Source organism: Streptomyces sp. NPDC051563 (assembly GCF_044454225.1).
Classification (GTDB): domain Bacteria; phylum Actinomycetota; class Actinomycetes; order Streptomycetales; family Streptomycetaceae; genus Streptomyces.
Genome location: NZ_JBITDL010000017.1, coordinates 89,340 through 110,958, shown reverse-complemented (window position 1 = coordinate 110,958; position 21,619 = coordinate 89,340). Strand labels below are relative to the sequence as shown.

Below are 21,619 nucleotides of genomic sequence, written 5' to 3'. Positions count from 1 at the left end.
TTCAGGAGCGACGGTAACAGAAGGTCTAGACCAAATCCCGTCCCTGGGCCCGTTCCTGGGCGCCGGAGTGGTGGACGTACGCGGTCGAGCTCGGCCGGTCCTCGTAGGTGCGGTGGAAGACCGGGGTCGCCGACCCGGAGATGGGGGGCACGATCCAGGACCAGTCCGCGCCCACGTCCCGGCCCTTGCGCTCCTCCTTCTCCAGGTGGGTCAGGAAGCGCCGGGACTCCGTGTGGTGGTCGGCGATGGTGACCCCGGCCCGGTCGAAGGAGTGCAGCACCGCCCGGTTGAGCTCGACGAGGGCGCGGTCCTTCCACAGGGAACGGTCGCTGGCGGTGTCGAGGCCCATGCGGCGGGCGACCGCGGGGAGCAGGTTGTAGCGGTCGGTGTCGGCGAGGTTGCGGGCGCCGATCTCGGTGCCCATGTACCAGCCGTTGAAGGGAGCCGCCGGGTAGTGGATGCCGCCGATCTCCAGGCACATGTTGGAGATGGCCGGTACGGCGTGCCAGCGCAGGCCCCAGTCCGACCAGGCGTCACCGCCCGCCGCTCCGTCGGGGTGCTCGATGGGCACCTCCAGCACGGCGTCCGGCGGGACGTCGAACCAGCGGGGTTTGTCGTCGACCCCCTGGACGACCAGCGGCAGGAGATCGAAGGGGGTGCCCGGGCCGCGGGACCAGCCCAGGGCGAGCAGGGCGCTCGTGAGTTCGGCGTTGCGGGCGTCGCCGACGGTTATCGAGGGGTGGTCGCCGTAACCGGCGTACCGGACCAGCTGTTCGCTCCAGATGACGGGGCCGGGACGGCCGGGGGCGTCGGGGGCGAAGACCGTGATGGTGGGCCGGACCCGGCCGCCGTTGGTGGCCTCGCGCAGGTGCTCGAAGCACTCCTCGGCGATCCCGTCGGCGTCGGTGAGCCCGCGGCGGTCGCGGACGCGCAGCGAGTTCCAGTACAGCCTGCCTATGCAGCGGTTGCTGTTGCGCCACGCGACGCGGGCGCCGTGCTCCAGCTCCTCGGGAGTGTGCCGGTACGTACCCGTCTCGGCGAGTTCGGCCCGTACCGCGGCGAGCCGCTCGCGCGGATCACGCGCGTCCGCACCGCCCGCCCGCTCCCTGTGGAACAGCCGGATGAACTCCTCGGCCGCCTCCCACACCTGAGCGGTGCTGGAGCACTCTTGAAGTATTCCCATTCCGGGCGGTTACCCCCTGTCCGATCCGACCAGGTCCACCCCGCACGCCCTGAACGGGCGCCGTGCCGGATGAATGTGCAATGAACAATCACCCGTTGTACACGTCGCAGGTCAGCGCCGTACGCCAGGCGCGCCCGGAACACTCCTCCGTGTGATCTTCACCGATCAGCCTGCGGACGGGACTTGGGGGGACGTACCATCCGCGGCAGCACGGGACCGCTCAGGCGCGCGCCTCGTCGTGGACCACGCGTACCGCCGCAGTGGCCGCGACCACCGCGGAGCGGGCGGAGCCCAGGGCCTCGCGGGCCGCCTCCAGACCGTCTTCCCGGGAGAGCAGGGCCGAGACGTCGGCGGCGCAGTCGATCAAGTGGAGCGCCACCCGTGCGAGTTGCCCGTCGGAGCCGTACGCCTCTTCCAGCACCTTGCGCGCCTGCGCCAGCAAGTCCGGCGCCCCGGTCGGCCCCGCCGGCGCGATCCCGCGCTCGGAACGAATGTCTCGCTTCACCGTCGCCACTCCCGCCACCGGTCATGTGGGTCATTTCGCGATCACCAGGCAGGAAGGATCCTGCCCTTCCGCTCCCGCCGGGCCAACCGGCCGGGGCATCCTGATCTTGCATTGCCGGAACAAGAAGGGGGCCCAGATGAACACCAACACCGCACATCCCGACATGGACGGCTGCACGTCGATATGCGGCGACTGCGCGGCCGGATACCGCAGGGCCTTACGCGAGGGCGGCTTGTCGCAGGACGTTCCGGGATGCCTGGTCGCCTTCGGACTGCTGCGGAAACTGGAGGGCTCCCCCGAGCACCTCCCGGTGCCGCCCTCGGTCGCCGCGATCACCCTCGCGCGCCCGATCAGACGGGCCATCCTGGACCAGCGGGCCGCACTCGACGCGCTGATCGCCTCCCTCTCCCCGCTGGACGCCGTCTACCGGCACGAACGCCAGCGCCACAAGGCCCACGTCCAGCCGCTGATCGGCCGCGAGGTCATCGACACCGCCGTCCAGGGGGCCCTGGAGGCCTGCTCGGAGGAGCTGCTCAGCGCGCACCCCGAGGGCGGCCGCCCCTCCGGCGCCCTGGCCGACGCCCTGCCCCGCGATCTCGCCCTGGCCGGCCGGGGGGTCCGCCAGCGCACCGTCTACGGGCACACGGTCCGCGCGCACGGCCCGACGCTCGCCCACATCGAACGCGTCACCCAGGAGGGCGCCGAGGTGCGGACGGTGGGCGAGCGCTTCGAGCGGCTGATCGTGTGCGACCGGTCGGCCGCGTTCATCGCGGTGCTCGCCGAGGGCGGAAAGGAGCCGTACGCGCTGGAAGTCCGCGAACCCGGCCTGATCCAGTACCTCACGAAGACCTTCGAGGCCGTGTGGGAACGGGCGGTCCCCGTCGAGTTCGACTCGACGGGACACCGCCCTCCCCGGCTCACCGACGAAATCCAGCACGCGATCCTCGAACTCATGGTGCGGGGGCATACGGACGAGGCCATTTCCAAACGGCTCGGTCTGAGCACCCGCACCATCGGCGCGCACATCAAACGCGCCTCGGCCCGCTTCGGAAGCCGGAGCAGGGCCGAACTCGGCTTCAGTCTCGCCAAGGCCGGCGTCCTCGACGCCGCCCGGGACGTGCCCGGGACGCGGGGGTCAGGCGCCGACCAGCGGAGAGCGTGACGCGGTGCGCAGGGGCCCGTCGAGCTGGGCGAGGAGCCGCTCCAGACCGTGCAGGTGCGCCAGCGCGGGCCCCGAGACGGCCCTCGCGGGGTGCACCCGCGCGGGGTGCGGGGCCGTCGCGGCCGGCCGGAGCTCCGCCTCCGCGGCGCGTTCCGCTTCCGGCGTCAGCAGGGCCTCCACGGCCGCCTCCACGCGCCAGCAGGCCGCCGCGAGCCGGGCGTCGTGGCTCGCGTCCGGGTCCGCCGCCACCGCGACCAGCCCGCGGACCTCCACCGCGCACTCGTCGAGCAGCGCGAGCACCCGGCGGGCCCTGGCCTTGCGGCCGCGGTAGGGGCTCAGCGGGTGGACGAGCGGAGCCAGGGAGAGCCGTACACGGCCCAGGAACAGCTCCAGCTCCGCGGCGTGCGGCGCGGGGTCGGCGACCGGTGAGCCGGCGAGCCGGGCCGCGGCCTCGGCCGTGCAGGTGCGCACGCAGCGCAGGGAGCGCTGGATCCACATGTCGTTGGTCGCGTGCGTGGTCACCGGCAACACCAGGATCACGGCCAGCCCGGCGCACACCGCACCGACGGCCGTCTGCTCCAGGCGCAGCACGAGCAGCCCCGGGTGGAGCACGCCCAGCAGTCCGTACAGCAGGCCGGCCATCACGGTCACGGCCAGCATCATCCAGCTGTATGACACGGCGGCGGTGTAGAAGATCCCGAAGACGCAGAGGGCCACCAGGACGGCCGTGGGCGCCGGCGCCCCGTGCAGCGGGATGGCGATCAGCAGGCCCGCGCCGATCCCGAACACCGTGCCGAGCACCCGGCGGAAGCCGCGGACCAGGGTCTCACCGCGCGAGGCGGTGTTCACGAAGATCCACCAGGCGGTGCCGACCGCCCAGTACCAGCGGTCCTCCGACAGGGCCTGGCCGATGCCGAGTGCGACCGCGCAGGCGGCGGTGGCCTGGAAGGCCTGGCGGGTGGTCGGCCGGGCCAGCCCGGTCCCGGGCGCCGCGGGCGGTACGGCGGCGGGCGGCACCCGGCGCTCGATGGGCCACAGCACGAACCGCACGGCGGCGGCCGAGAGCAGGGCCAGACCGACGGCCGCGTAGAGCTCGGGCAGCTGCCCGGGCCGGGCGTGCAGGAACTGCGTGATGAAGAAGTTCATGAACGCGAAGATCCCGAGGGCGTGGCCGCGCACCCCCCAGCGGCGGGCGTAGACGCCGGCGAACACCACGGCGACGAACACCGCGTCGCGGGCGAGCGGTAGCCCGTGCAGGGTGGTGGCCAGGGCCAGCACGGGGAAGCCGGCGGCCGGCAGCAGGGCGGTGGTCACCCGCTGGTCGTGCACGGTCGAGTCGGTCACCGTGAAGAGGGCGAGCAGGGCCGCCAGTCCCCCGGTGATCGAGGCGACGAGCGAGAGCCCGCAGAGCTCGGCCACGGCCACCGCGAGGGCGACGCCGATGACGGCCCGCGACGCGTTCCTGAGTCTTGCGCGCCCCGGATCCGGAGCCACGAACATCCTCTTCACGGCGGTGTGCCGCCCCCCTTGCGATGGAACCCGCCGGACCCGCGTCTGCCCGGGGGTGGTGGGCGGTACACGGGCACGGCGAAGGCGCCACGGTCCGGAGCGGCCTCGTTGCCGTCCGGCGCTGCGTGGCGCCGTAGATACATGGATAGGACACAGATAAGCATCCGCAGGGGCAATGGCTCAACTCGGCCCGCTCCCACTGGGCCATTGGCATCTCAGAAAGCGTGATCTTCGGCCAGGAGCAGACCAACGGACCCGCCCGGCGGGTCAGTCTCCGGCGGCGTGCTCCGTCGGGACGCACAGGACCGGGACCGGGGAGAGGTGCAGGAGTTTGTGCGGGGTGGATCCGAGCAGGGCCCCGCGGATCGGGCTGTCGCCCCAGCTCCCCACGATGATCACCCGGGCGTCGTGCCGTTCGGCGGCGGCGAGCAGCGCCTGGGCCGGCTTCTCGTCGGCCACCACGACCGTGGACGGGACTCCTGCCTCGTCGGCGGCCTCCACGGCCCGCGCGAGTGCGCTGCGGCCGGCCTCCCGGACGGCCTCCCGGTGCGCGCGGTACTCCTCGCCGGTGGGGCCCGGGGCGGCGGCCCCGTAGACGAGGACGAGCGGCTCGCCGAAGGCGGCGGCCACCTCCAGGGCCACGTGCAGGGCGCGCTCGGCGCCGGGCGACTCGTCGTACCCGAGGACGACGGACATCGGGGCTCCTCTCCGGCTTCCGGCCGGTGGTGCGGGGCTACGGGGCTACGGGGCTACGGGGCTACGGGGGGCTACGCCTCGGGGCTTCGGGGCTTCCTGACCGCGTGCACGAGGGCCGGGTCGGCGACGCCGCGCCGCTCCTGCCAGAACCGGCCGTCCCTGATCCGCCAGAAGCACATGACGAGGACGCCGACGACGGCGATGCCGATCCCGATGACCAGCGGCGGGCCGAGGCCGAACCAGGAGACGCCGCTCGCCGAGTTCTCCGGGTCGGACATGTCGGCGACCGACTGCACCAGCAGCCAGGCCAGCAGGCCGGCGCCGACCACCGGGCCGAGGCCGATCAGCAGGAAGTTGTGCACGCTCTCCAGCAGGTGGCGGCGGTAGTAGACGGCGCAGGCCAGGCCGGTGAGCGCGTAGTAGAAGGAGATCAGCAGGGAGAGGGCGGTCAGGGAGTCCAGGAGGGCGTTCTCGCTGATCTGGTTGACGGCGAGGTACCAGACGATGGCGATGCCGGCCACCCACCAGGTGCTCACGTCCGGGGTGCGGAACCGGGGGTGGATGTGCGAGAGGTGCGGCGGCAGCGCGTGCCGGCGGGCCATCGACAGGGCGGTGCGGGAGGCGGGGATGATCGTGGTCTGGGTGGAGGCGAGGGCGGAGGTGCAGACGGCCAGCAGGACGACCCAGTCCCAGCCGCCCATCACCTCGTGCGCGAGGACCGCGAAGACGGCCTCCTCCTCGCCGGCGTTCTCCGCGAGGAACGTCGTCCCGGCGTAGCCGACGACCGCGAAGCCGACGGACAGGTACGTCACCAGCAGGACGACGGTGGACCAGATGCCGGCCTTGCCGGGTGCGGTGGCCGAGTTCTCGACCTCCTCGGTGAGGTTGACCGCCGACTCCCAGCCCCAGTAGATGAACACGCCGAGCAGCAGTCCGCCGGTGAGGGCGGCGCCGCCGGCGCCGAAGGGGTTGAGCCATTCGATGGCGGGTCTGGTGCCGTCGAGGCTGCTGGTGCCGGCGTAGACGCGGTAGAGGGCGACCACGGCGAAGACCAGCAGGAAGAAGACCTGGGCGAGGATCAGGACGTCCTGGAGCCGGGCCGACATCTCGGTGCCGATGACGCAGACGGCGGTCATCGCCAGGATCACGACGACGGTCAGGCCCTGGCGCAGCGCCTCGTTCGCGGCCCAGCCGTCGAGTCCGGCGGCGAGCAGTCCGAAGTGGACGGCCACGTCGGCCAGCGAGCCGATGACGAGGACGCCGGTCATCGCGATGGCCCAGCCGCCGAGCCAGCCCGCCCAGGGGCCCATGGCGCGGGTCACCCAGGAGAAGGTGGTCCCGCAGTCCTGGTCGACCTTGTTGAGGTAGTAGAAGGCGGCGGCGATCAGCAGCATCGGGACGAAGGAGGCCAGCATGACCCCGGGCGCGTAGATTCCGGCGAGCGCGACGATCGGTCCGATGACCGCGGCCAGGGAGTAGGCGGGCGAGGTCGAGTTCAGGCCGATGACGAGCGCGTCGAGGAAGCCGATCGCGTTGGCCTTGAGTCCCGGTTCCGCGTCGGTGCCGTCGGTGCCGGCGGTGCCGGGGCGGTCCGTGACGGGCCTCGCTCCCGGTTCCGGTTCCGGGGGCTCAGGGGGAGCGCCGTCCGAGCCATCGTGGGCCATGTACGCATCGTCACGCAGACGGCGGCCGCGCGCGAGGCGGGGGGCCGTCCGCTGCGGACGAGCGGGCCCGGCCGGCCCGGGGGATCCCTACTGGGGCGGTCGTTCCGGTTGGGGGGCGGGCGTCCCCGGGGTCGGCGTTCCCGGATGCCGCACGCCCCAGGGCCGGGAGTTCCAGCTCGCGATGACCGGCAGGCCGTGCTCCGTGGACAGTGCGCTGAAGGTGCCCGTCCGGAGCATGAAGAGCCGCCCGGCCTCGGGCGGCAGACCCAGGTAGCGGGCGGTCAGCACGCGCAGCAGGTGCCCGTGGGCGACCAGGACGACGTTGCCCCGGTCTTCGCGCAGTACCCCGGCCACCCGGGCCAGCACCCGGTCGGCGCGGGCGCCGACCTGGGCGGCGTTCTCGCCGGGGTGCTCCGCGTCCCCGGGCGGTACCCCGTCGGTCCACAGCGACCAGGAGGGGTGCTCGCGCTGGATCTCGGCGGTGGTGACGCCCTCGTAGCCGCCGTAGTCCCACTCGTACAGGTCGGGGTCCGTGACGCCCCCGCTCAGGCCGGCGAGCTCGGCCGTGGCGGCGGCCCGGCGGAGCGGGCTGGTCAGCACCAGGGCCGGGTGCTTGTCCCGGAAGTACGCGAAGAGCGAGATGGCCTCTTCGACCCCGTGCGGGGTCAGCGGGACGTCGGTGCGCCCGGTGTGCCGTCCGGTCGCGCTCCAGGCGGTCTCGCCGTGCCTCACCAGCAGCAGGTCGCTCACCCTTCGGACCCTAGCGCCTGCGGCATGTCGGCGCCGGACGGGCCGCCGCCTGGGTGTACCTGACGCGGCCGCTGGTGGACCCCGGGCGGGGAGGCATCAAGCCGTCGGGTCGGGCCTCGCCGGTCTCGCCGGCCGGGTCGGATCGGGCGGAAAGCAGGCCGGGCCGAATCGAATCGAAAACGGTGCGGAAACAGTGCAAGTTGGCGGAGGCTGTCGTTCCCCCGAGGCTCGGGGCATGGACGACCAGGACGACGCACGGCTCGCGGCGGGGTTCGCGGCGGGCGACGAGGAGTGCGTGGCAGCGGTCTACCGGCGCTGGCGGCCGCTGGTGCACGCGCTCGCCAAGCGCTCGATCGGTGACGAGCGGGAGGCCGAGGACGTGACCCAGCAGGTCTTCCTCGCCGCGTGGCGGGGCCGCGGCGGGTACCGGCCCGGGCCGGGCGGCCTCGGGGCCTGGCTGACCGGCATCACCCGGCACAAGGTGGCCGACGCCCTGGAGGCCCGCACCCGGCGGGCCCGGGCGGCCGAGGCGGCCGCGCGCGTGTGCGCCCAGGCGCGGCCGGAACCGGTGCCGGGTCCGGAACGGGCCGTGGAGCGGGTGCTGTTGCTCGGCGAGCTGGCCCGGCTGCCGTCCGCGCAACAGCGGGTGCTGCGGCTCGCCTTCTACGCGGACCTGACCCAGTCCCAGATCGCGGACCGCACCGGGATCCCCCTGGGCACCGTCAAGAGCCACATGCGGCGGGCGCTGCACGTCATGCGGCAGTCCCTGGAGCGGTGCCCGGAGCTCGGGGTCCCACAAGCGATTCGATGACGGCCAGCCCCGAGCGGAGCCCGAACAGCCGCTCGGCGCGGGCGGGCGGGGCCGCGGCCGCACCGCCCCATCCGGGCCCGGCGAGCAGCAGCGCCGAGTGGCCGCGGGCGCCGCGCGGCCCCCACTCGATGCCCGCCACCGACCTGACGAGCGCCGCGTCCGCGGTCGTACGGGACTGCGCCCACAGGACGACGGCCCGCGGACCCGTCCGCCGGACGGCCTCGCACAGCGCGTCGGCGGGCAGGGCCGCGCCGAACATCCTTACTGGCAGGGCGCGTTCGGCGAGGGCTGCGGCCAAGGCCTCCATCGGCAGGCTGTGTTGCTCCCCGGGCGTGCAGGCCAGCAGCACGGGCGGGGCCGGGAACGGCTCCGGGGCGGGCCGGATCCGGTGCAGGGCCGCGGAGACGTACCAGGACAGCAGGTGCTCGACCTCGACGTAACGCTCCCCCGCCGAAGCCCACTTGCGGCCCACGGCGTGCAGGGTCGGCGCGATGACCTCCTCCCAGGCCGTCACCGGGCCCAGCTCCGCGAGCACCGCCTCCAGCAGGTCCTCCACGGCCGGCGCGTCCAGTCGTACGGCGGCCCGCGCGAGCCCCCTGCACTCCGGGCGGACGTCCCCGAGGCGCAGCGCGCGGGGCCCGCCGGGGGTGGTGGCGGGGGGCTCGGCTGCGGCCGGGCCGTCCGGGGCGGCCCCCCGGGCCACCCGGGCGGCTTCGGACGGGGGTGCGCCCTGGGCGGTGAGGCGGCACATCAGCTCCAGCCGGGCGATGTCCGCGGGCGTCCAGCGCCGGTGCCGGCCCTCCTCGCGGCGGGACGGGCCGATCGCGTAGCGGCGCTCCCAGGAGCGCAGCGTGGTCGGCGAGACCCCGAGGCGCCGGGCGACGGCCCCGGTGGTGAGGGCGACGGGAGGGGGCGGGGGCTGCGGGGGTTCGGACTCCACGCTTCCACGGTACGACGCTGCCGGGCTCCGGGTGCTCACCCGGAGCCCCGCCCGTCCGCCGGTCGGTGCGCCGGTCGGTCAGGTCCGTCCGCCGGTCCGGGATCCCTTTCGCGGCCCCGGCGGAACCGGTCGAGGCCGTCGGCCAGGCCGACCAGCGGGTCGGGGTAGTCGTAGGCGGCCCGTTCCAGGCCGGGGAGCCGCCAGGGCTCGTGCACGCGGGGGGCGGAAAGCCCGGCGAGCTCCGGGACCCAGCGGTGGACGTAGCCGCCGTCGGGGTCGTACCGCAGGCCCTGACGCACCGGGTTGAGGACCCGGTTGGGGCGGGTGTCGGTGCCCGTGCCCGCCACCCACTGCCAGTTGAGCTGGTTGTTGGCGAGGTCCCCGTCGACGAGGAGGTCCATGAAGTGGCGGGCTCCGACCCGCCAGTCGACGTAGAGGGTCTTGGTGAGGAAGCTCGCGACGAGCAGCCGGCCGCGATTGTGCATCCAGCCCTCGTGGGCCAGTTGGCGCATGGCCGCGTCCACGACCGGATAGCCGGTGCGGCCCTCCTTCCAGGCCCGGATCTCCTCCTCGGCGGCGGGACCGGTGCGCCAGCGGTCCCCGCGGTCCCGGTAGTCCTCGGCGGCGGCCGCGGGCCGGGATGCGAGCACCTGGTGGTGGAAGTCGCGCCAGCACAGCTGCCGTACGAAGGCCTCCGCGCCGGGACCGCCGGCGGCGCGGGCACGATGGACGGCCTCGGTGGGCGAGAGCGTGCCGAAGTGCAGGTGCGGGGAGAGCCGGGAGGTGGCGTCGCCGGCCAGGTCGTCGTGGATCTCGGGATAGCGGTCGATGCCGGAGCGCAGCCACCGGGCCAGCAGCCGGCGCGCCTCCGGCTCGCCGCCGGGGGCGAGGCCCGGGGAGGTGCCGGTGACGGCTGCCCGTTCGGGCAGGGGCTCGGAGCGGATCCCGTCGGGCACCTGGACGGTCCGGGGCGCCGCGGCGGCGGCCCGCAGCGGGTGCTCCGACCAGCGGCGGTGGTACGGGGTGAAGACGGCGAAGTGGCCGGACCCGTTCGCCCCGGTGGGAGTGACGGCCCCCGGGGCGACCGCGGTGATCACGGCGTCGTGGACGTGGAACCGCACGCCCTCCGCTTCGAGGGCCTCGCGCAGCCGCTCCTCGCGGGCGTGGGCGTAGGCGCTGACCCCGGCGGCCATGTGCACCTCGTCGGCATCGGCCTCCCGGACGAGGGCCATGGTCGCGGCGACCGGATCGCCGGACCGCACGACGAGCCGACCGCCCCGGGAGCGCAGCCCCTCGTCGAGGCCGGCGAGGCAGTCGGCGAGGAAGGCGAGCCGGTTGGGCGGGGCGGCGACCCCCGGATCCCGCACGAAGAGCGGCACGACCTGCGCGGAGGACGACAGGGCGGCCCGCAGCGGCGGATGGTCGTGCAGCCGCAGATCGGAGGTGTAGAGGACCACCGCGACGTTCATGGGATTCGCTCCGCGTGGGGGATGGGGGGAGGTCTGTCATGCCCTACTTCGCCACCGACCCCGTTCCCGGATGCGGGGCGCTGCCGCGCGGTGCGATGGGGGCGTCGGGGCCCGGCCGGGGCTGGGCCCCGACGCCCGGGGCTGGGCCTTAGGGGGCGCCGCCGCCTGCGGCGCATGCCGTCGTGCGCCCGGCCGGGCACCGGTATTCGGCACCCCTGGTGCGCCCTGTGCGCGGCGGGCTACGCCGTATCGGCGTCGGCTTTGCCTGAGGCGTCGGCTTTGCCGGAGGCGTCCGCCCGCTCCGCCGCGCGGGCGATGTTGCGGGCCATGCCGCCGAAGACGACGGCGTGGAAGGGGGACACGCTCCACCAGTAGAGGTGGCCGAGCAGGCCGCGCGGATGGAACAGGGCCCGCTGGCGGTAGCGGGATCCGGACTCCCCCGCGGACGGCGGGTCGGCCCGCAGTTCCAGCCAGGCGAGCCCCGGCAGCCGCATCTCCGCGCGCAGCCGCAGCAGCCGGCCCGGTTCGATCTCCTCCACCCGCCAGAAGTCCAGGGAGTCCCCCACCCGCAGCCGCGCGGCGTCCCGGCGGCCGCGCCGGATGCCGACTCCGCCGACGAGCCGGTCCAGCCAGCCCCGTACGGCCCAGGCCAGCGGGAAGGAGTACCAGCCGTTCTCCCCGCCGATGCCCTCCACCACCCGCCACAGCTCCGCGGCCGGGGCCCCGACGGTCAGCTCGCGGCGGTCGGTGTAGAGGCTGCCGCCGGCCCAGTCGGGGTCGGTGGGCAGCGGGTCGCTCGGCGCGCCGGGGACCGCGGCGGAGGACCAGCGGGTGGTGACCTTCGCATCGCGGATCCGCCGGAGGGCCAGCGCGAGGGCCTCGTCGAAGCCGATGGGCGCACCCGGCGGGTCCGGGACGTGGACGGCGATGTCGTGTTCCGCGCACACCACCTCGTGCCGCAGGGATTCGGCGAGCGGCCGGGCCAGCGCCCTGGGCACGGGGGTGACCAGGCCGATCCAGTGGCTGGACAGCCTCGGGGTGAGCATCGGGACGCGCAGGATGAGGCGGGCGGGGAGCCGTGCGACGGTGGCGTAGCGGCGCATCATCTCCTCGTACGTGAGCACGTCGGGCCCGCCGATGTCGAAGGCCCGGTTGACCTCGGGCGGCATGCCAGCGCTGCCCACGAGGTAGCGCAGCACGTCGCGGACGGCGATGGGCTGGCAGCGGGTGCCGACCCAGCTGGGGGTGACCATGACGGGCAGCCGTTCGGTCAGGTAGCGCAGCATCTCGAAGGAGGCGGACCCGGAGCCGATGACGACGGCGGCGCGCAGCACGGTCGCCGGAACGGATCCGGCGAGGAAGATCTCGCCGACCTCGGCGCGGGAGCGCAGGTGCGGTGAGAGGCTGCGGACGGGGATGCCGGCGGGGGTGAGGCCGCCGAGGTAGACGATGCGGCGGACCCCGGCGGCGCGGGCCGCGTCCGCGAACGCCCGGGCCGCGTCGCGGTCGCGTGCCTCGAAGCCGGATCCGGTGCCGAGGGAGTGCACGAGGTAGTAGGCGACGTCGATGCCGGTCATCGCCCCGGCGAGGGACGCGGGGTCGGTGACGTCCCCGCGGACGATCTCGGCGTCCCCGGCCCAGGGGTGGTCGCGGAGTTTTTCCGGGGTGCGGGCCAGGCAGCGGACCCGGTGCCCGGCGTCCAGGAGGTCGGGTACGAGGCGTCCGCCGATATAGCCGGTGGCCCCGGTGACCAGGCAGTTCTTGCCCGTCATGACTGTCTCCGCTCTTCGCGCCCTGATCTTCCGTACCTCCGCCCCCACCTTCCGATTCGCCGCGGCGCGCCGGATCGGATGCGGGATTCCCCCGAATGGCACATCCAAGACCCCCCTCGGCTCCGAAGAAGGGGTGCCGGGATGCGCCGGGTGATGGGGTGACGAGGGAGGAACACGATGACGGAGCGAGGGGCGGCGCGCCCGCGGACGGCCGTGATCGGCGGGGGCGTGTCGGGGCTGACGGCGGCGTACGTCCTGGCGCGCTCGCACGAGGTGACCCTCTACGAGGCGGACGACCGGCTGGGCGGGCACGCGCACACGCACGAGGTCAAGGGGCCGGACGGCGTGGTGCGCGCGGTGGATTCGGGGTTCATCGTGCACAACGACCGTACCTACCCGCACCTGCTGCGGCTCTTCGGCGAGCTCGGGGTGGCCACCCGGCCGACGACGATGAGCCTGTCGGTCCATTGCGAGGGGTGCGGGCTGGAGTACGCGGGTGCGCGCGGTCCGCGCGGGCTCTTCGCCCGGCGGCGGTCCGCCGTGAACCCGCAGTACCTGCGGATGCTGGCACGGATCCCGGAGTTCCACCGGGGAGCGAGGCGGCTGCTGGCCGATGCGGACGCCGGCACCTCCGGCACCACCGGCGCCGCCGAGATCACCCTGGCCGAGTTCCTGGAACGGGGCCGCTTCGGGTCCTACTTCACCGCGCACTTCGCGATCCCGCTGGTCGCCTCGGTGTGGTCCTGCCCGCCGGACACGGCGCTCGGGTACCCGGCCCGGTACCTGTTCCGGTTCCTGGAACACCACGGCCTGCTGTCGGTGGGCGGTTCGCCGAGCTGGCGCACGGTCGAGGGCGGCTCGGCGCGCTACGTGGAGCGGCTGCGCGAAAAGCTGGACGCCGTGTACCTCGCCGCACCGGTACGGGCGCTCGCCCGCACCCCGCGGGGCGTGTCGGTCACCACCGCCGGCGGGGCCACCGACCTCTACGACGCGGTGGTCGTCGCCGTCCACGCCGATCAGGCGCTGCGCCTGCTGGCCGATCCGACGGACGCGGAACGCACCGCGCTCGGTGCCTTCCGCTACTCCCGCAACCGGACCGTGCTGCACACCGACGACTCGGTACTGCCGCGCGCGCCCGGCGCCCGGGGCTGCTGGAACTACCGGCTGTCGGGGTGCCGGCCGGCCGACGCGCACGTACGGGTCAGCTACGACATGAACCGGCTCCAGGGGCTGGACGGGCCCGAACCGTACGTGGTCACGCTGAACGCGGACGGCGCGGTGCGGCCGGAGTCGGTCCTCGCGGAGATGGAGTACGAACACCCCGTCTACACCACGGAGTCGGTGGCGGCCCAGCGGCTCCTGCCGGCCCTGTCGGGACCGGTGACGGCCTTCGCCGGCGCCTACCACGGGTGGGGGTTCCACGAGGACGGCTGCCGCTCGGGTGTGGAGGCCGCGGCCGCGCTGGGGGTGACGTGGTGAGCACCGCCCCCGCCGCACCGCGTCTCTACCTGGCCGAGGTCCGGCACGTCCGCTCGGGCGCGAGCGGAAGCGGAGGGCACGGCAGAGGCAACGGCGGGGGCACGAGAGGGAGCGGAGTCGGCTACCGGCTTCGGCACCGTACGTACCTCTGGCTGGTCGACCTCGACCGACTGCCCCGGCTCCCCCGGCCGTTGCGCCCGCTCGCCCGCTTCGAGGCGCGCGACCACTTCGGCGGCTCCGCCTCCTCGATCCGGGCCGGCCTGGACGCCTTCCTCACGGCGCGCGGCGCCGGACTCCCGTCCGGTTCCCGGGTGTTGATGCTGGCGCACGCCCGGGTGTTCGGCCACGTCTTCAACCCGCTGACCGTGTACTGGTGCCACGGACCGGACGGTTCCCTGCGCCAGGTGGTCGCCGAGGTGCACAACACCTACGGCGAACGCCACTGCTACCTGCTCCCACCGGACGTGGCCCGGGGGGATCGCGGAGACCTCGATGTGGCCCCGGTTCCCAAGGAGTTCTACGTCTCCCCCTTCCTCCGGGTGGAAGGGGCCTACCGCATGCAGCTGCCCGAGCCCGCCGAACGCCTCGCGCTGACCATTCGGCTGGCCGGCGGCACGGACGGCGCCCGCCTGACCGCGACCGTCCGCGGCGCACGCCGGCCGGCCGGCGCCCGCGGACTGCTGCGCGCCGCGCTGCGCCGGCCCTGGTCCACCGCCGCCGTCAGCGCCGGCATCCGCTTCCACGGGGTGCGGCTGTGGCTGCGCGGGCTGCCGGTCCGACCGCGTCCCCCACACGTACCCCAGGAGGGTCTGAAGTGAGCACGTCGACCACCACCACCAATGCCACCGCCCCGGCCGTGCCGCCCTGCTCCCGGGCACGGGCCGCCGTCGGGCGGCTGCTGATCCGCCGGGCCCTGGACCGGTTGCCGCTCCAGGTCCGGATGGGCCCCGACGGGACCCTGGGGCGGGGCGGCCCCGCGATGGCGGTGTACGACCCGGACGCCTTCGAACGCCGGATCGCGGCCGAGGGCCTGATCGGCTTCGGCGAGTCGTACCTGGCCGGGGAGTGGGACGCGCGCGACCCGGTCGCGGTCCTGACCGTGCTGGCCGGGCACGTGACGGGGCTGGTCCCGGCTCCGCTCCAGCGGCTGCGCGGCCTGTGGGCCTCCCGGCACCCGGCCAAGGACCGCAACACCCCGGACGGCTCGCGGACGAACATCCAGCGCCACTACGACCTGTCGAACGAACTGTTCGCCGAGTTCCTCGACCCGACGATGACCTACTCCTCGGCCGTGTTCCGCTCCCTGCCCGCGGGCCGGGAGGAGCTGGCCGAGGCCCAGCACCGCAAGATCGACATGCTGCTGGACCTGGCGGGGACCGGCCCGGGCACCCGGCTGCTGGAGATCGGCACAGGCTGGGGCGAGCTGGCCGTCCGGGCGGCCCGGCGCGGTGCGCACGTGGTCACCCTGACCCTGTCGCGGGAGCAGCGGGAGCTGGCCCTGCGCCGGATCGCGGCCGCCGGGCTGTCCGACCGCGTCGAGGTGCGGCTGTGCGACTACCGGGAGGCGGAGGGGAGCTACGACGCCATCGTGAGCGTCGAGATGATCGAGGCCGTCGGCGCCGAGTACTGGCCGGTGTACTTCGCCACGCTGGACCGGCTGCTGGCGCCCGGCGGGCGGGTCGCGCTCCAGGCGATCACCATGCCGCACGAGCGGATGCTCGCCACCAGGGACACGTACACCTGGATCCACAAGTACATCTTCCCCGGCGGCATGCTGCCGTCGGTCCGGGTGGTGGAGGAGACGGCGCGCACCCACACCGGACTGCGCGTGACCCGCTCCGAGGCCTACGGGGCCCACTACGCGCAGACGCTGCGGCTGTGGCGGGAGCGCTTCGCCGAGCGGGCCGACCGGGTCGCGGAGCTGGGCTTCGACGCGACCTTCCGGCGGATGTGGACCTTCTACCTGGCCTACTGCGAGGCGGGTTTCGCCTCGGGCTACCTGGACGTGCACCAGTTCCTGCTGACGCGCACGGCCCCCGAGGGGCTCGCGGCGGGCGGTGGTCCCCGGTGAACTGGGGCGCCTTCGGCCTCAACCTGGCCGTCTCGGCGGGGGCGGCCCTCGCCGTCATGCTGGCCGCCTTCGCCGTCGGGGTCCGCCTGCGCCGGCACCGCGGGGTGGACGTGGCCTGGGGCCTGGGCTTCGTCGCCGTCGCGGTAGCCACGTACGCCCAGTCGGGCGGCCGGCACCCGCTGCCGGCGGTCCTGGCGATGGTGTGGGGCCTGCGGCTGGCCGGGCACATCGCGTGGCGGGGCCGGGGGCACGGCGAGGACCCGCGCTACGAGCGGCTGCTGTCCCGGGCTCCGGGCAACCCCACCTGGTACGCGCTGCGCACGGTCTACCTGCTCCAGGCGGGCCTGGTCTGGCTGGTCTCGCTGCCCGTGCAGGCGGCGGCGTACGCGACCGGCCGCCCCGGGGCCCTGGCCGTGGCGGGCAGCGCGCTGTGGCTGTGCGGGCTGCTCTTCGAGGCGGTCGGCGACCACCAGCTGGCCCGGTTCAAGGCCGATCCCGCGAACCGGGGGAAGATCATGGACCGGGGCCTGTGGTCCTGGACCCGGCACCCGAACTACTTCGGCGACTTCTGCGTGTGGTGGGGGCTGTCCCTGACCGCCTGGACCTCGGGCGGCGCGGTGGCGGTGTCGGTGGTCTCCCCGCTCGTGATGTCGTACCTGCTGATCGGGGGCAGCGGGAAGCGGCTCCTGGAGCGGCACATGGCGGACCGGCCCGGTTACGCCGAGTACCGGGCCCGCACCAGCGGATTCCTGCCGCGGCCGCCCCGGCGGGCCGGTCGTGCGCCGCGCCATCGCAGGTCACAGGGGGTATGACCCGGTACGGCTGGGGCCGCGTTGGTACAGTCGCGGCATGGCGGTGGACGAGCTCGACACACGGATCCTGCGCCTGCTGATCGAGCAGCCGCGCACCAGCGTCCGGGAGTACGCCCGGATCCTCGGCGTCGCGCGCGGCACCCTCCAGGCCCGGCTCGACCGGCTGGAACGCACCGGGGTGATCACCGGAACCGGCCCCGTGCTCTCCCCCGCGGCACTCGGGCATCCCGTCCTGGCCTTCGTGCACATCGAGGTCACCCAGGGGCACCTGGACGAGGTCGGCGACGCGCTGGCCTCCGTGCCGGAGATCATTGAGGCCTTCTCCATCACCGGCGGCGGGGACCTGCTGACCCGGGTGGCCGCGCGGGACAACGCACATCTGGAGGACGTCATCCAGCGGCTGATCCGGCTGCCCGGCGTGGTGCGCACCCGGACCGAGGTCGCGCTGCGCGAGCGGGTGGCGCACCGGCTCCTCCCCCTGGTCGAGTCCGTGGGACGGGCTGCCCGCAAACCCTGACAAGATGGTAGGGACAGGAACAAGACAGGCACCGGCAGGACGGGCACAACGGATGATCTCCGTCATATTCGATCTCGACGGCACCCTCGTGGACAGCGAGCCGAACTACTACGAGTCCGGGCGGCGCACCCTGGAACGCCACGGAGTCCCCGATTTCACCTGGGAGCAGCACTCCCGGTACATCGGCATCGGCACCCTGGAAACCCTGGAGATCCTCCGGGACGAGTACGGGATCACCGCCCCGGTGGAGGAGCTGCTCGCCGAGCAGAACGCCGCCTATCTGGAACTCGCCCGGACCCACACCGAGGCCTACCCCGAGATGCGCGCGTTCGTGCGGCGGCTGCACTCCGAGGGCGTTCCGATGGCGGTGGCCTCGGGTTCCTCGCGCGAGGCGATCGACGCGGTCCTGGCGGGCACCGGGCTGGACGCGCTGCTGACCACGGTGGTCTCCGCCGAGGAGGTCGCCCAGGGCAAGCCCGCTCCGGACGTGTTCCTGGAGGCGGCACGCCGACTTGGCGCGGACCCCGCCGACTGCGTGGTCGTCGAGGACGCGGCGCCGGGAGCCCTGGCCGCGCACGCGGCGGGCATGCGGTGCGTGGCGGTGCCGTACGTGGCGGCCACCGCCGACGACCCCGCCTTCGCGGCGGCCGGGCTGCTCTTCCCCTCCGGGCAGACGGAGTTCAGCGCCGAGAGCGCCTACACCTGGCTCACCGCCGCGCAGGCGGCCTGAGCCGTCCGGAACCCCTGATCTCCGCACTCCGCGGCGGCCAGGGGTTCCGTCCTGCCCGGACGGGCCGCCTTTCACGGCCGGGTTCCGGCAGGCCCTGGCGTCCTGGGGGCCGCGCTGTCACCATGCCGGGGTGACCGCCACCCTGACGCCCCCGGGCTCCGAGCGCGGACCGCGCCGCTGGCCCCTGCTGGGGAACCTCCCGGCCTTCGCCCGCGATCCACTGGCCTTCTTCGAGTCGCTGCGCGACGAGTACGGGGACTGGGTGCCCTGGGCACTCGGACCGCAGCGCAACGTACTGGTATCCCGGCCGGAGCACGCGGGCGAACTGCTCGGCGCCGTGGAGTCCACCTTCAGCCCGACCGAACTGGGCTGGGCCTTCCGGCAGTTGCTGGGCAACGGGGTGGTCGTGGCCACCGGCGAGGACTGGCGGCGCAAGCGGGCGCTGGTCCAGCCCTCGGTGCGCCCGCGCCAAGTGCGCTCGTACGCCGGCACGATGGTGGAGTGCGCCGACGCCCTGGTCTCCGGCTGGCGCGACGGCGAGCGGATCGACGTGCACCGGGAGATGGCCGGGCTCACCCAACGCATCGCGGTGCGCACCCTGTTCGGGAGCGATGCGGCCGGCCGGGAGGCGCCCATCAGCGCCGCCATGGCCACCGCGCAGCGCGAACTCAGCGCCGAGTTCCGAGGGGTGACGTTGTTCCTGCCTCCCTGGGTACAGACTCCGGGACGGCGCCGGATGCGGGCGGCCGTGGAGGTGCTCGACCGCGAGATCGAGCACGTCATACGGGAGCACGAGGCGGCCTCGGCGGCCGGGGAGGAACGGGACGACCTGCTCAGCCGGCTCCTCGCCGCCCGCGACGAGGACGGCGGGCCGCTGTCGCGCACGGAGCTGCGCGACGAGGCGATCACCCTGTACATCGGCGGCCACGAGACCACCTCGACCACCTTGACCTGGGCCTGGCAGCTGCTGTCGGGCGCGCCGCAGGCACGGGAACGGCTCACCGAGGAGCTGGACCGGGTGCTCGGCGGCCGGCTGCCGACGTACGAGGACTACGCGCGGCTGCCCTGGACCCAGCAGGTGGTGAAGGAAGCACTGCGGATCTACCCGCCGATCTGGCTGATCTCCGCAGTGGCCAGGGAAGGGGCCACGCTCGGCGGACGTCCGGTCCCGGCCGGCCTGTCGGTGTGGATCAGCCCGTGGTCGATGCACCGGGACGAGCGCTGGTTCCCGGAGCCGGAGGCCTTCCGCCCCGAGCGGTGGTCCGAGGACGCGGCCGGCGCCCACCGGATCCCGGAGCACGCCTGGTTCCCCTTCGGCGGCGGTCCGCGCGCCTGCCTGGGTGCCCGCTTCGCACTCGTCGAGGCGGCCCTCGTGCTGGCCGTCGTGGCCCAGCGCTTCCACCTGGACAGCGGTCCGACCCGCGCGAGGGTCCTCCCGGGGCTCACCCTCCAGCCGAAGGACCCGGTCATGGCCACCCTCCGCACGCACCGCCCCTGACCTCAGGCGTCCCGACGGGGGAGATCACGATCCCAGGGAGCGAGACGCCATTGACCCCGAGCGGGCGAATGGCTAAGTTTCGCCGCATGTTGCGTCCCGTCATGCTCACCACGCGCGGTCACATCGACCTGCTGCGGGTGGCCTCCGCCGCGTGTTGCCGCGGCTGCTGACGCCCTTTTCCTCTGCGGCACGAGCGCTCCGCGCTCCCCTTTCGCACGCCCTGAGCCTCTGATCCCCTGAGCCCCGGCCCTCCGCGGCCCGGGCTCTCCCCGGCTCGGGCGCTCCCGAACTCCGAAGCCCCGGCTCCGCCTCCACCTCCGCACCGGCGGGCGGGACGGGCCGGCCGGCTGGTGGGGCCGATGGCGCGTGCGCTTCCTCCTGCCCCTTCCCTCTCCCCGCCCTCCCCTTCCGTGGAGCATCCATGACCCTGACCAGCCATGCGCGGCCGGATATATCGGTTAAAGCACCATCTGCGCGCTCGGTCGGCGCAGCACCCGCGCTCGTTCCCGTCGTACCCGCCTCGGCGAAACGACGCTCCCCTCCCCGCTGGGCACGGCGCACCATCGGACCGCTCCTGCTGCTCGCCGCATGGCAACTGGCCAGCAGCCTCGGCTGGTTGCCGGCCGACACCCTCGCCCCGCCCTCGACCATCGCGCGCGCCGCGGCCGACCTGATCGCGGACGGCACCCTGCCCTCCGCGATGGCGGTGTCGCTCCAGCGGGTGGCCATCGGCCTCGTCCTGGGCGGCACGGCGGGGACGCTGTTGGCCCTGCTCTCGGGCCTCTCCCGGCTGGGCGAGGACCTGATCGACGCGAGCGTGCAGATGCTGCGCACGGTGCCCTGGGTGGGTCTCATTCCGCTGTTCATCATCTGGATGGGCATCGGGGAGGCGCCGAAGGTGGCGCTCATCGCCCTCGGCACGGCCTTCCACCTGTACCTGAACGTGTACGCGGGGATCCGCGGGGTCGACGAGCAACTCATCGAAGCGGGCGGCGCCTTGGGACTGGGCCGCTGGGGCCTGGTGCGGCACGTGGTGCTGCCGGGCGCGCTGCCCGGCTTCATGACGGGGCTGCGGTACTCCCTCGCCACCGCCTGGCTGGCCCTGGTGTTCGGGGAGTCCATCAACGCGGACGCCGGGATCGGATTCCTGATGAACCAGGCCCGCGAGTTCTTCCGCACCGACGTCATCGTCGTCTGCCTCGTCGTCTACGCCTTCCTCGGTCTCACCGCCGACCTCATCGTCCGCGCTCTCGAAAGGCTGCTGCTGCAATGGCGACCGACCTTCACCGGCCAGTGACCGCTGCCGCCACCGCCGTCACCGCCGTCACGACGGACCCGGCCGACGCGGCCGGTACCGCCGTACGCGTCCGGGGGCTGACCCGCGCCTTCGACGGCCGGGCCGTCATCGACGGACTCGACCTCACCCTGCGGGCCGGACAGTTCACCGTGCTCCTCGGCCGCAGCGGCTGCGGGAAGTCCACCCTGCTGCGGGTGCTCGCCGGCCTTGACCGGGAGATCGAGGGCGAGGTCCTGGTGCCCGAGCGCCGGGCGGTGGCCTTCCAGGCTCCCCGGCTGATGCCCTGGAAGAAGGTCTGGCGCAATGTGCTGCTCGGCCTGCCCGGACGCCCCGAACGCGAGCGCGCGGAGCGGGCGTTGGCCGAGGTCGGGCTGGAGCACCGCACCGACGCCTGGCCGAAGACCCTGTCCGGCGGCGAGGCACAGCGGGCTTCGCTCGCCCGCGCCCTGGTCCGCGAGCCCGATCTGCTGCTGCTGGACGAGCCGTTCGGCGCCCTCGACGCGCTGACGCGGATCAACGCCCAGCGACTGGTCGCCGAGCTGTGGCAGCGGCGCGGCTGCGCGGTGCTGCTGGTCACGCACGACGTCGACGAGGCGGTGCTGCTGGCCGACCGCGTGCTCGTGATGGACGAGGGCCGGATCGCCCACGACACCGAAGTGCCGCTGGAGCGGCCGCGCTCGGTCGGCGACCCCGGCTTCGCCGCGCTGCGCGCCCGGCTGCTGAGCGAACTCGGCGTCGGCTGAGCTCCGCCCGC

At 74.1% G+C, this 21,619-nt stretch carries 20 protein-coding genes; 11 read left to right on the top strand and 9 right to left on the bottom strand.

Translation table 11 applies throughout. From position 1 onward, the window contains the following. Positions 1–25: 25 nt before the first annotated feature. Both ACIA8F_RS21465 and ACIA8F_RS21460 read right to left on the bottom strand, forming a co-directional pair. Complete coding sequence (locus ACIA8F_RS21465) at positions 26–1,183, bottom strand: nitric oxide synthase oxygenase (RefSeq protein WP_399380855.1); 1,158 nt, start codon at positions 1,181–1,183, stop codon at positions 26–28. 220 nt (positions 1,184–1,403) lie between these two features. Continuing rightward, positions 1,404–1,688, bottom strand: coding sequence for a hypothetical protein (locus ACIA8F_RS21460; RefSeq protein WP_399380854.1), 285 nt, complete (start codon positions 1,686–1,688; stop codon positions 1,404–1,406). 136 nt (positions 1,689–1,824) lie between these two features. Between ACIA8F_RS21460 and ACIA8F_RS21455 the strand changes: the two genes are divergently transcribed. Beyond that, entirely contained in the window at positions 1,825–2,850 is a 1,026-nt protein-coding gene (locus ACIA8F_RS21455; RefSeq protein ID WP_399380853.1) for a LuxR C-terminal-related transcriptional regulator, read from the top strand. Here ACIA8F_RS21455 and ACIA8F_RS21450 read toward each other — a convergent pair. The 4 genes from ACIA8F_RS21450 to ACIA8F_RS21435 all read right to left on the bottom strand — a co-directional run bounded on the left by ACIA8F_RS21450 (position 2,824) and on the right by ACIA8F_RS21435 (position 7,469). Beyond that, a complete protein-coding gene (locus ACIA8F_RS21450) occupies positions 2,824–4,350 on the bottom strand; it encodes an FUSC family protein (protein WP_399381013.1) in 1,527 nt (508 codons plus the stop codon). The two genes, ACIA8F_RS21455 and ACIA8F_RS21450, sit on opposite strands and share 27 nt — an antisense overlap. Before the next feature lie 276 nt (positions 4,351–4,626). Then, positions 4,627–5,055 carry a universal stress protein gene (locus ACIA8F_RS21445; protein ID WP_399380851.1) on the bottom strand — a complete coding sequence of 143 codons (429 nt, stop codon included), beginning with the start codon at positions 5,053–5,055 and terminating at the stop codon, positions 4,627–4,629. Between the two features lie 71 nt (positions 5,056–5,126). Next, the gene (locus ACIA8F_RS21440) at positions 5,127–6,719 is read right to left on the bottom strand and encodes an APC family permease (RefSeq protein ID WP_399380850.1); all 1,593 of its coding nucleotides are present in this window, start codon (positions 6,717–6,719) and stop codon (positions 5,127–5,129) included. An 87-nt stretch (positions 6,720–6,806) separates the two neighbouring features. After that, positions 6,807–7,469, bottom strand: a complete 663-nt coding sequence (locus ACIA8F_RS21435; RefSeq protein WP_399380848.1) for a histidine phosphatase family protein — start codon at positions 7,467–7,469, stop codon at positions 6,807–6,809. A 235-nt stretch (positions 7,470–7,704) separates the two neighbouring features. Here ACIA8F_RS21435 and ACIA8F_RS21430 point away from each other — a divergent pair, with 235 nt between their 5' ends. Continuing rightward, positions 7,705–8,280 (top strand): RNA polymerase sigma factor, encoded by a 576-nt coding sequence (locus ACIA8F_RS21430; protein WP_399380846.1) that lies wholly within the window; start codon positions 7,705–7,707, stop codon positions 8,278–8,280. On the opposite strand, the gene ACIA8F_RS21425 is transcribed toward ACIA8F_RS21430, so the two are convergent. The 3 genes from ACIA8F_RS21425 to ACIA8F_RS21415 all read right to left on the bottom strand — a co-directional run bounded on the left by ACIA8F_RS21425 (position 8,222) and on the right by ACIA8F_RS21415 (position 12,461). After that, positions 8,222–9,220 carry a MerR family transcriptional regulator gene (locus ACIA8F_RS21425; protein ID WP_399380845.1) on the bottom strand — a complete coding sequence of 333 codons (999 nt, stop codon included), beginning with the start codon at positions 9,218–9,220 and terminating at the stop codon, positions 8,222–8,224. The genes ACIA8F_RS21430 and ACIA8F_RS21425 overlap by 59 nt on opposite strands. A gap of 35 nt (positions 9,221–9,255) precedes the next feature. Next, on the bottom strand, positions 9,256–10,689 hold the full coding sequence (locus tag ACIA8F_RS21420; RefSeq protein ID WP_399380843.1) for a cryptochrome/photolyase family protein: 1,434 nt from the start codon (positions 10,687–10,689) through the stop codon (positions 9,256–9,258). A 239-nt stretch (positions 10,690–10,928) separates the two neighbouring features. Then, positions 10,929–12,461, bottom strand: a complete 1,533-nt coding sequence (locus tag ACIA8F_RS21415; RefSeq protein WP_399380841.1) for an SDR family oxidoreductase — start codon at positions 12,459–12,461, stop codon at positions 10,929–10,931. A 177-nt stretch (positions 12,462–12,638) separates the two neighbouring features. Between ACIA8F_RS21415 and ACIA8F_RS21410 the strand changes: the two genes are divergently transcribed. The 9 genes from ACIA8F_RS21410 to ACIA8F_RS21370 all read left to right on the top strand — a co-directional run bounded on the left by ACIA8F_RS21410 (position 12,639) and on the right by ACIA8F_RS21370 (position 21,608). Then, positions 12,639–13,940: an NAD(P)/FAD-dependent oxidoreductase gene (locus ACIA8F_RS21410; protein ID WP_399380840.1), complete on the top strand. Its 1,302-nt coding sequence runs from the start codon at positions 12,639–12,641 to the stop codon at positions 13,938–13,940. Next, positions 13,937–14,758, top strand: a complete 822-nt coding sequence (locus ACIA8F_RS21405; RefSeq protein ID WP_399380838.1) for a DUF1365 domain-containing protein — start codon at positions 13,937–13,939, stop codon at positions 14,756–14,758. The genes ACIA8F_RS21410 and ACIA8F_RS21405 overlap by 4 nt, the downstream gene beginning before the upstream one ends. Further along, positions 14,755–16,011 (top strand): class I SAM-dependent methyltransferase, encoded by a 1,257-nt coding sequence (locus ACIA8F_RS21400; RefSeq protein ID WP_399380837.1) that lies wholly within the window; start codon positions 14,755–14,757, stop codon positions 16,009–16,011. The genes ACIA8F_RS21405 and ACIA8F_RS21400 overlap by 4 nt, the downstream gene beginning before the upstream one ends. Before the next feature lie 56 nt (positions 16,012–16,067). Beyond that, complete coding sequence (locus tag ACIA8F_RS21395) at positions 16,068–16,823, top strand: DUF1295 domain-containing protein (RefSeq protein WP_399381011.1); 756 nt, start codon at positions 16,068–16,070, stop codon at positions 16,821–16,823. A 37-nt stretch (positions 16,824–16,860) separates the two neighbouring features. After that, positions 16,861–17,340: an Lrp/AsnC family transcriptional regulator gene (locus ACIA8F_RS21390; protein WP_249764881.1), complete on the top strand. Its 480-nt coding sequence runs from the start codon at positions 16,861–16,863 to the stop codon at positions 17,338–17,340. Between the two features lie 52 nt (positions 17,341–17,392). Continuing rightward, positions 17,393–18,070 carry an HAD family hydrolase gene (locus ACIA8F_RS21385; protein ID WP_399380835.1) on the top strand — a complete coding sequence of 226 codons (678 nt, stop codon included), beginning with the start codon at positions 17,393–17,395 and terminating at the stop codon, positions 18,068–18,070. 130 nt (positions 18,071–18,200) lie between these two features. Next, positions 18,201–19,568 carry a cytochrome P450 gene (locus ACIA8F_RS21380; protein WP_399380833.1) on the top strand — a complete coding sequence of 456 codons (1,368 nt, stop codon included), beginning with the start codon at positions 18,201–18,203 and terminating at the stop codon, positions 19,566–19,568. Positions 19,569–19,989: 421 nt separating this feature from the next. Then, positions 19,990–20,865, top strand: a complete 876-nt coding sequence (locus tag ACIA8F_RS21375; protein ID WP_399380832.1) for an ABC transporter permease — start codon at positions 19,990–19,992, stop codon at positions 20,863–20,865. Then, a complete protein-coding gene (locus ACIA8F_RS21370; protein WP_399380831.1) occupies positions 20,838–21,608 on the top strand; it encodes an ABC transporter ATP-binding protein in 771 nt (256 codons plus the stop codon). The genes ACIA8F_RS21375 and ACIA8F_RS21370 overlap by 28 nt, the downstream gene beginning before the upstream one ends. Positions 21,609–21,619 lie beyond the last annotated feature (11 nt).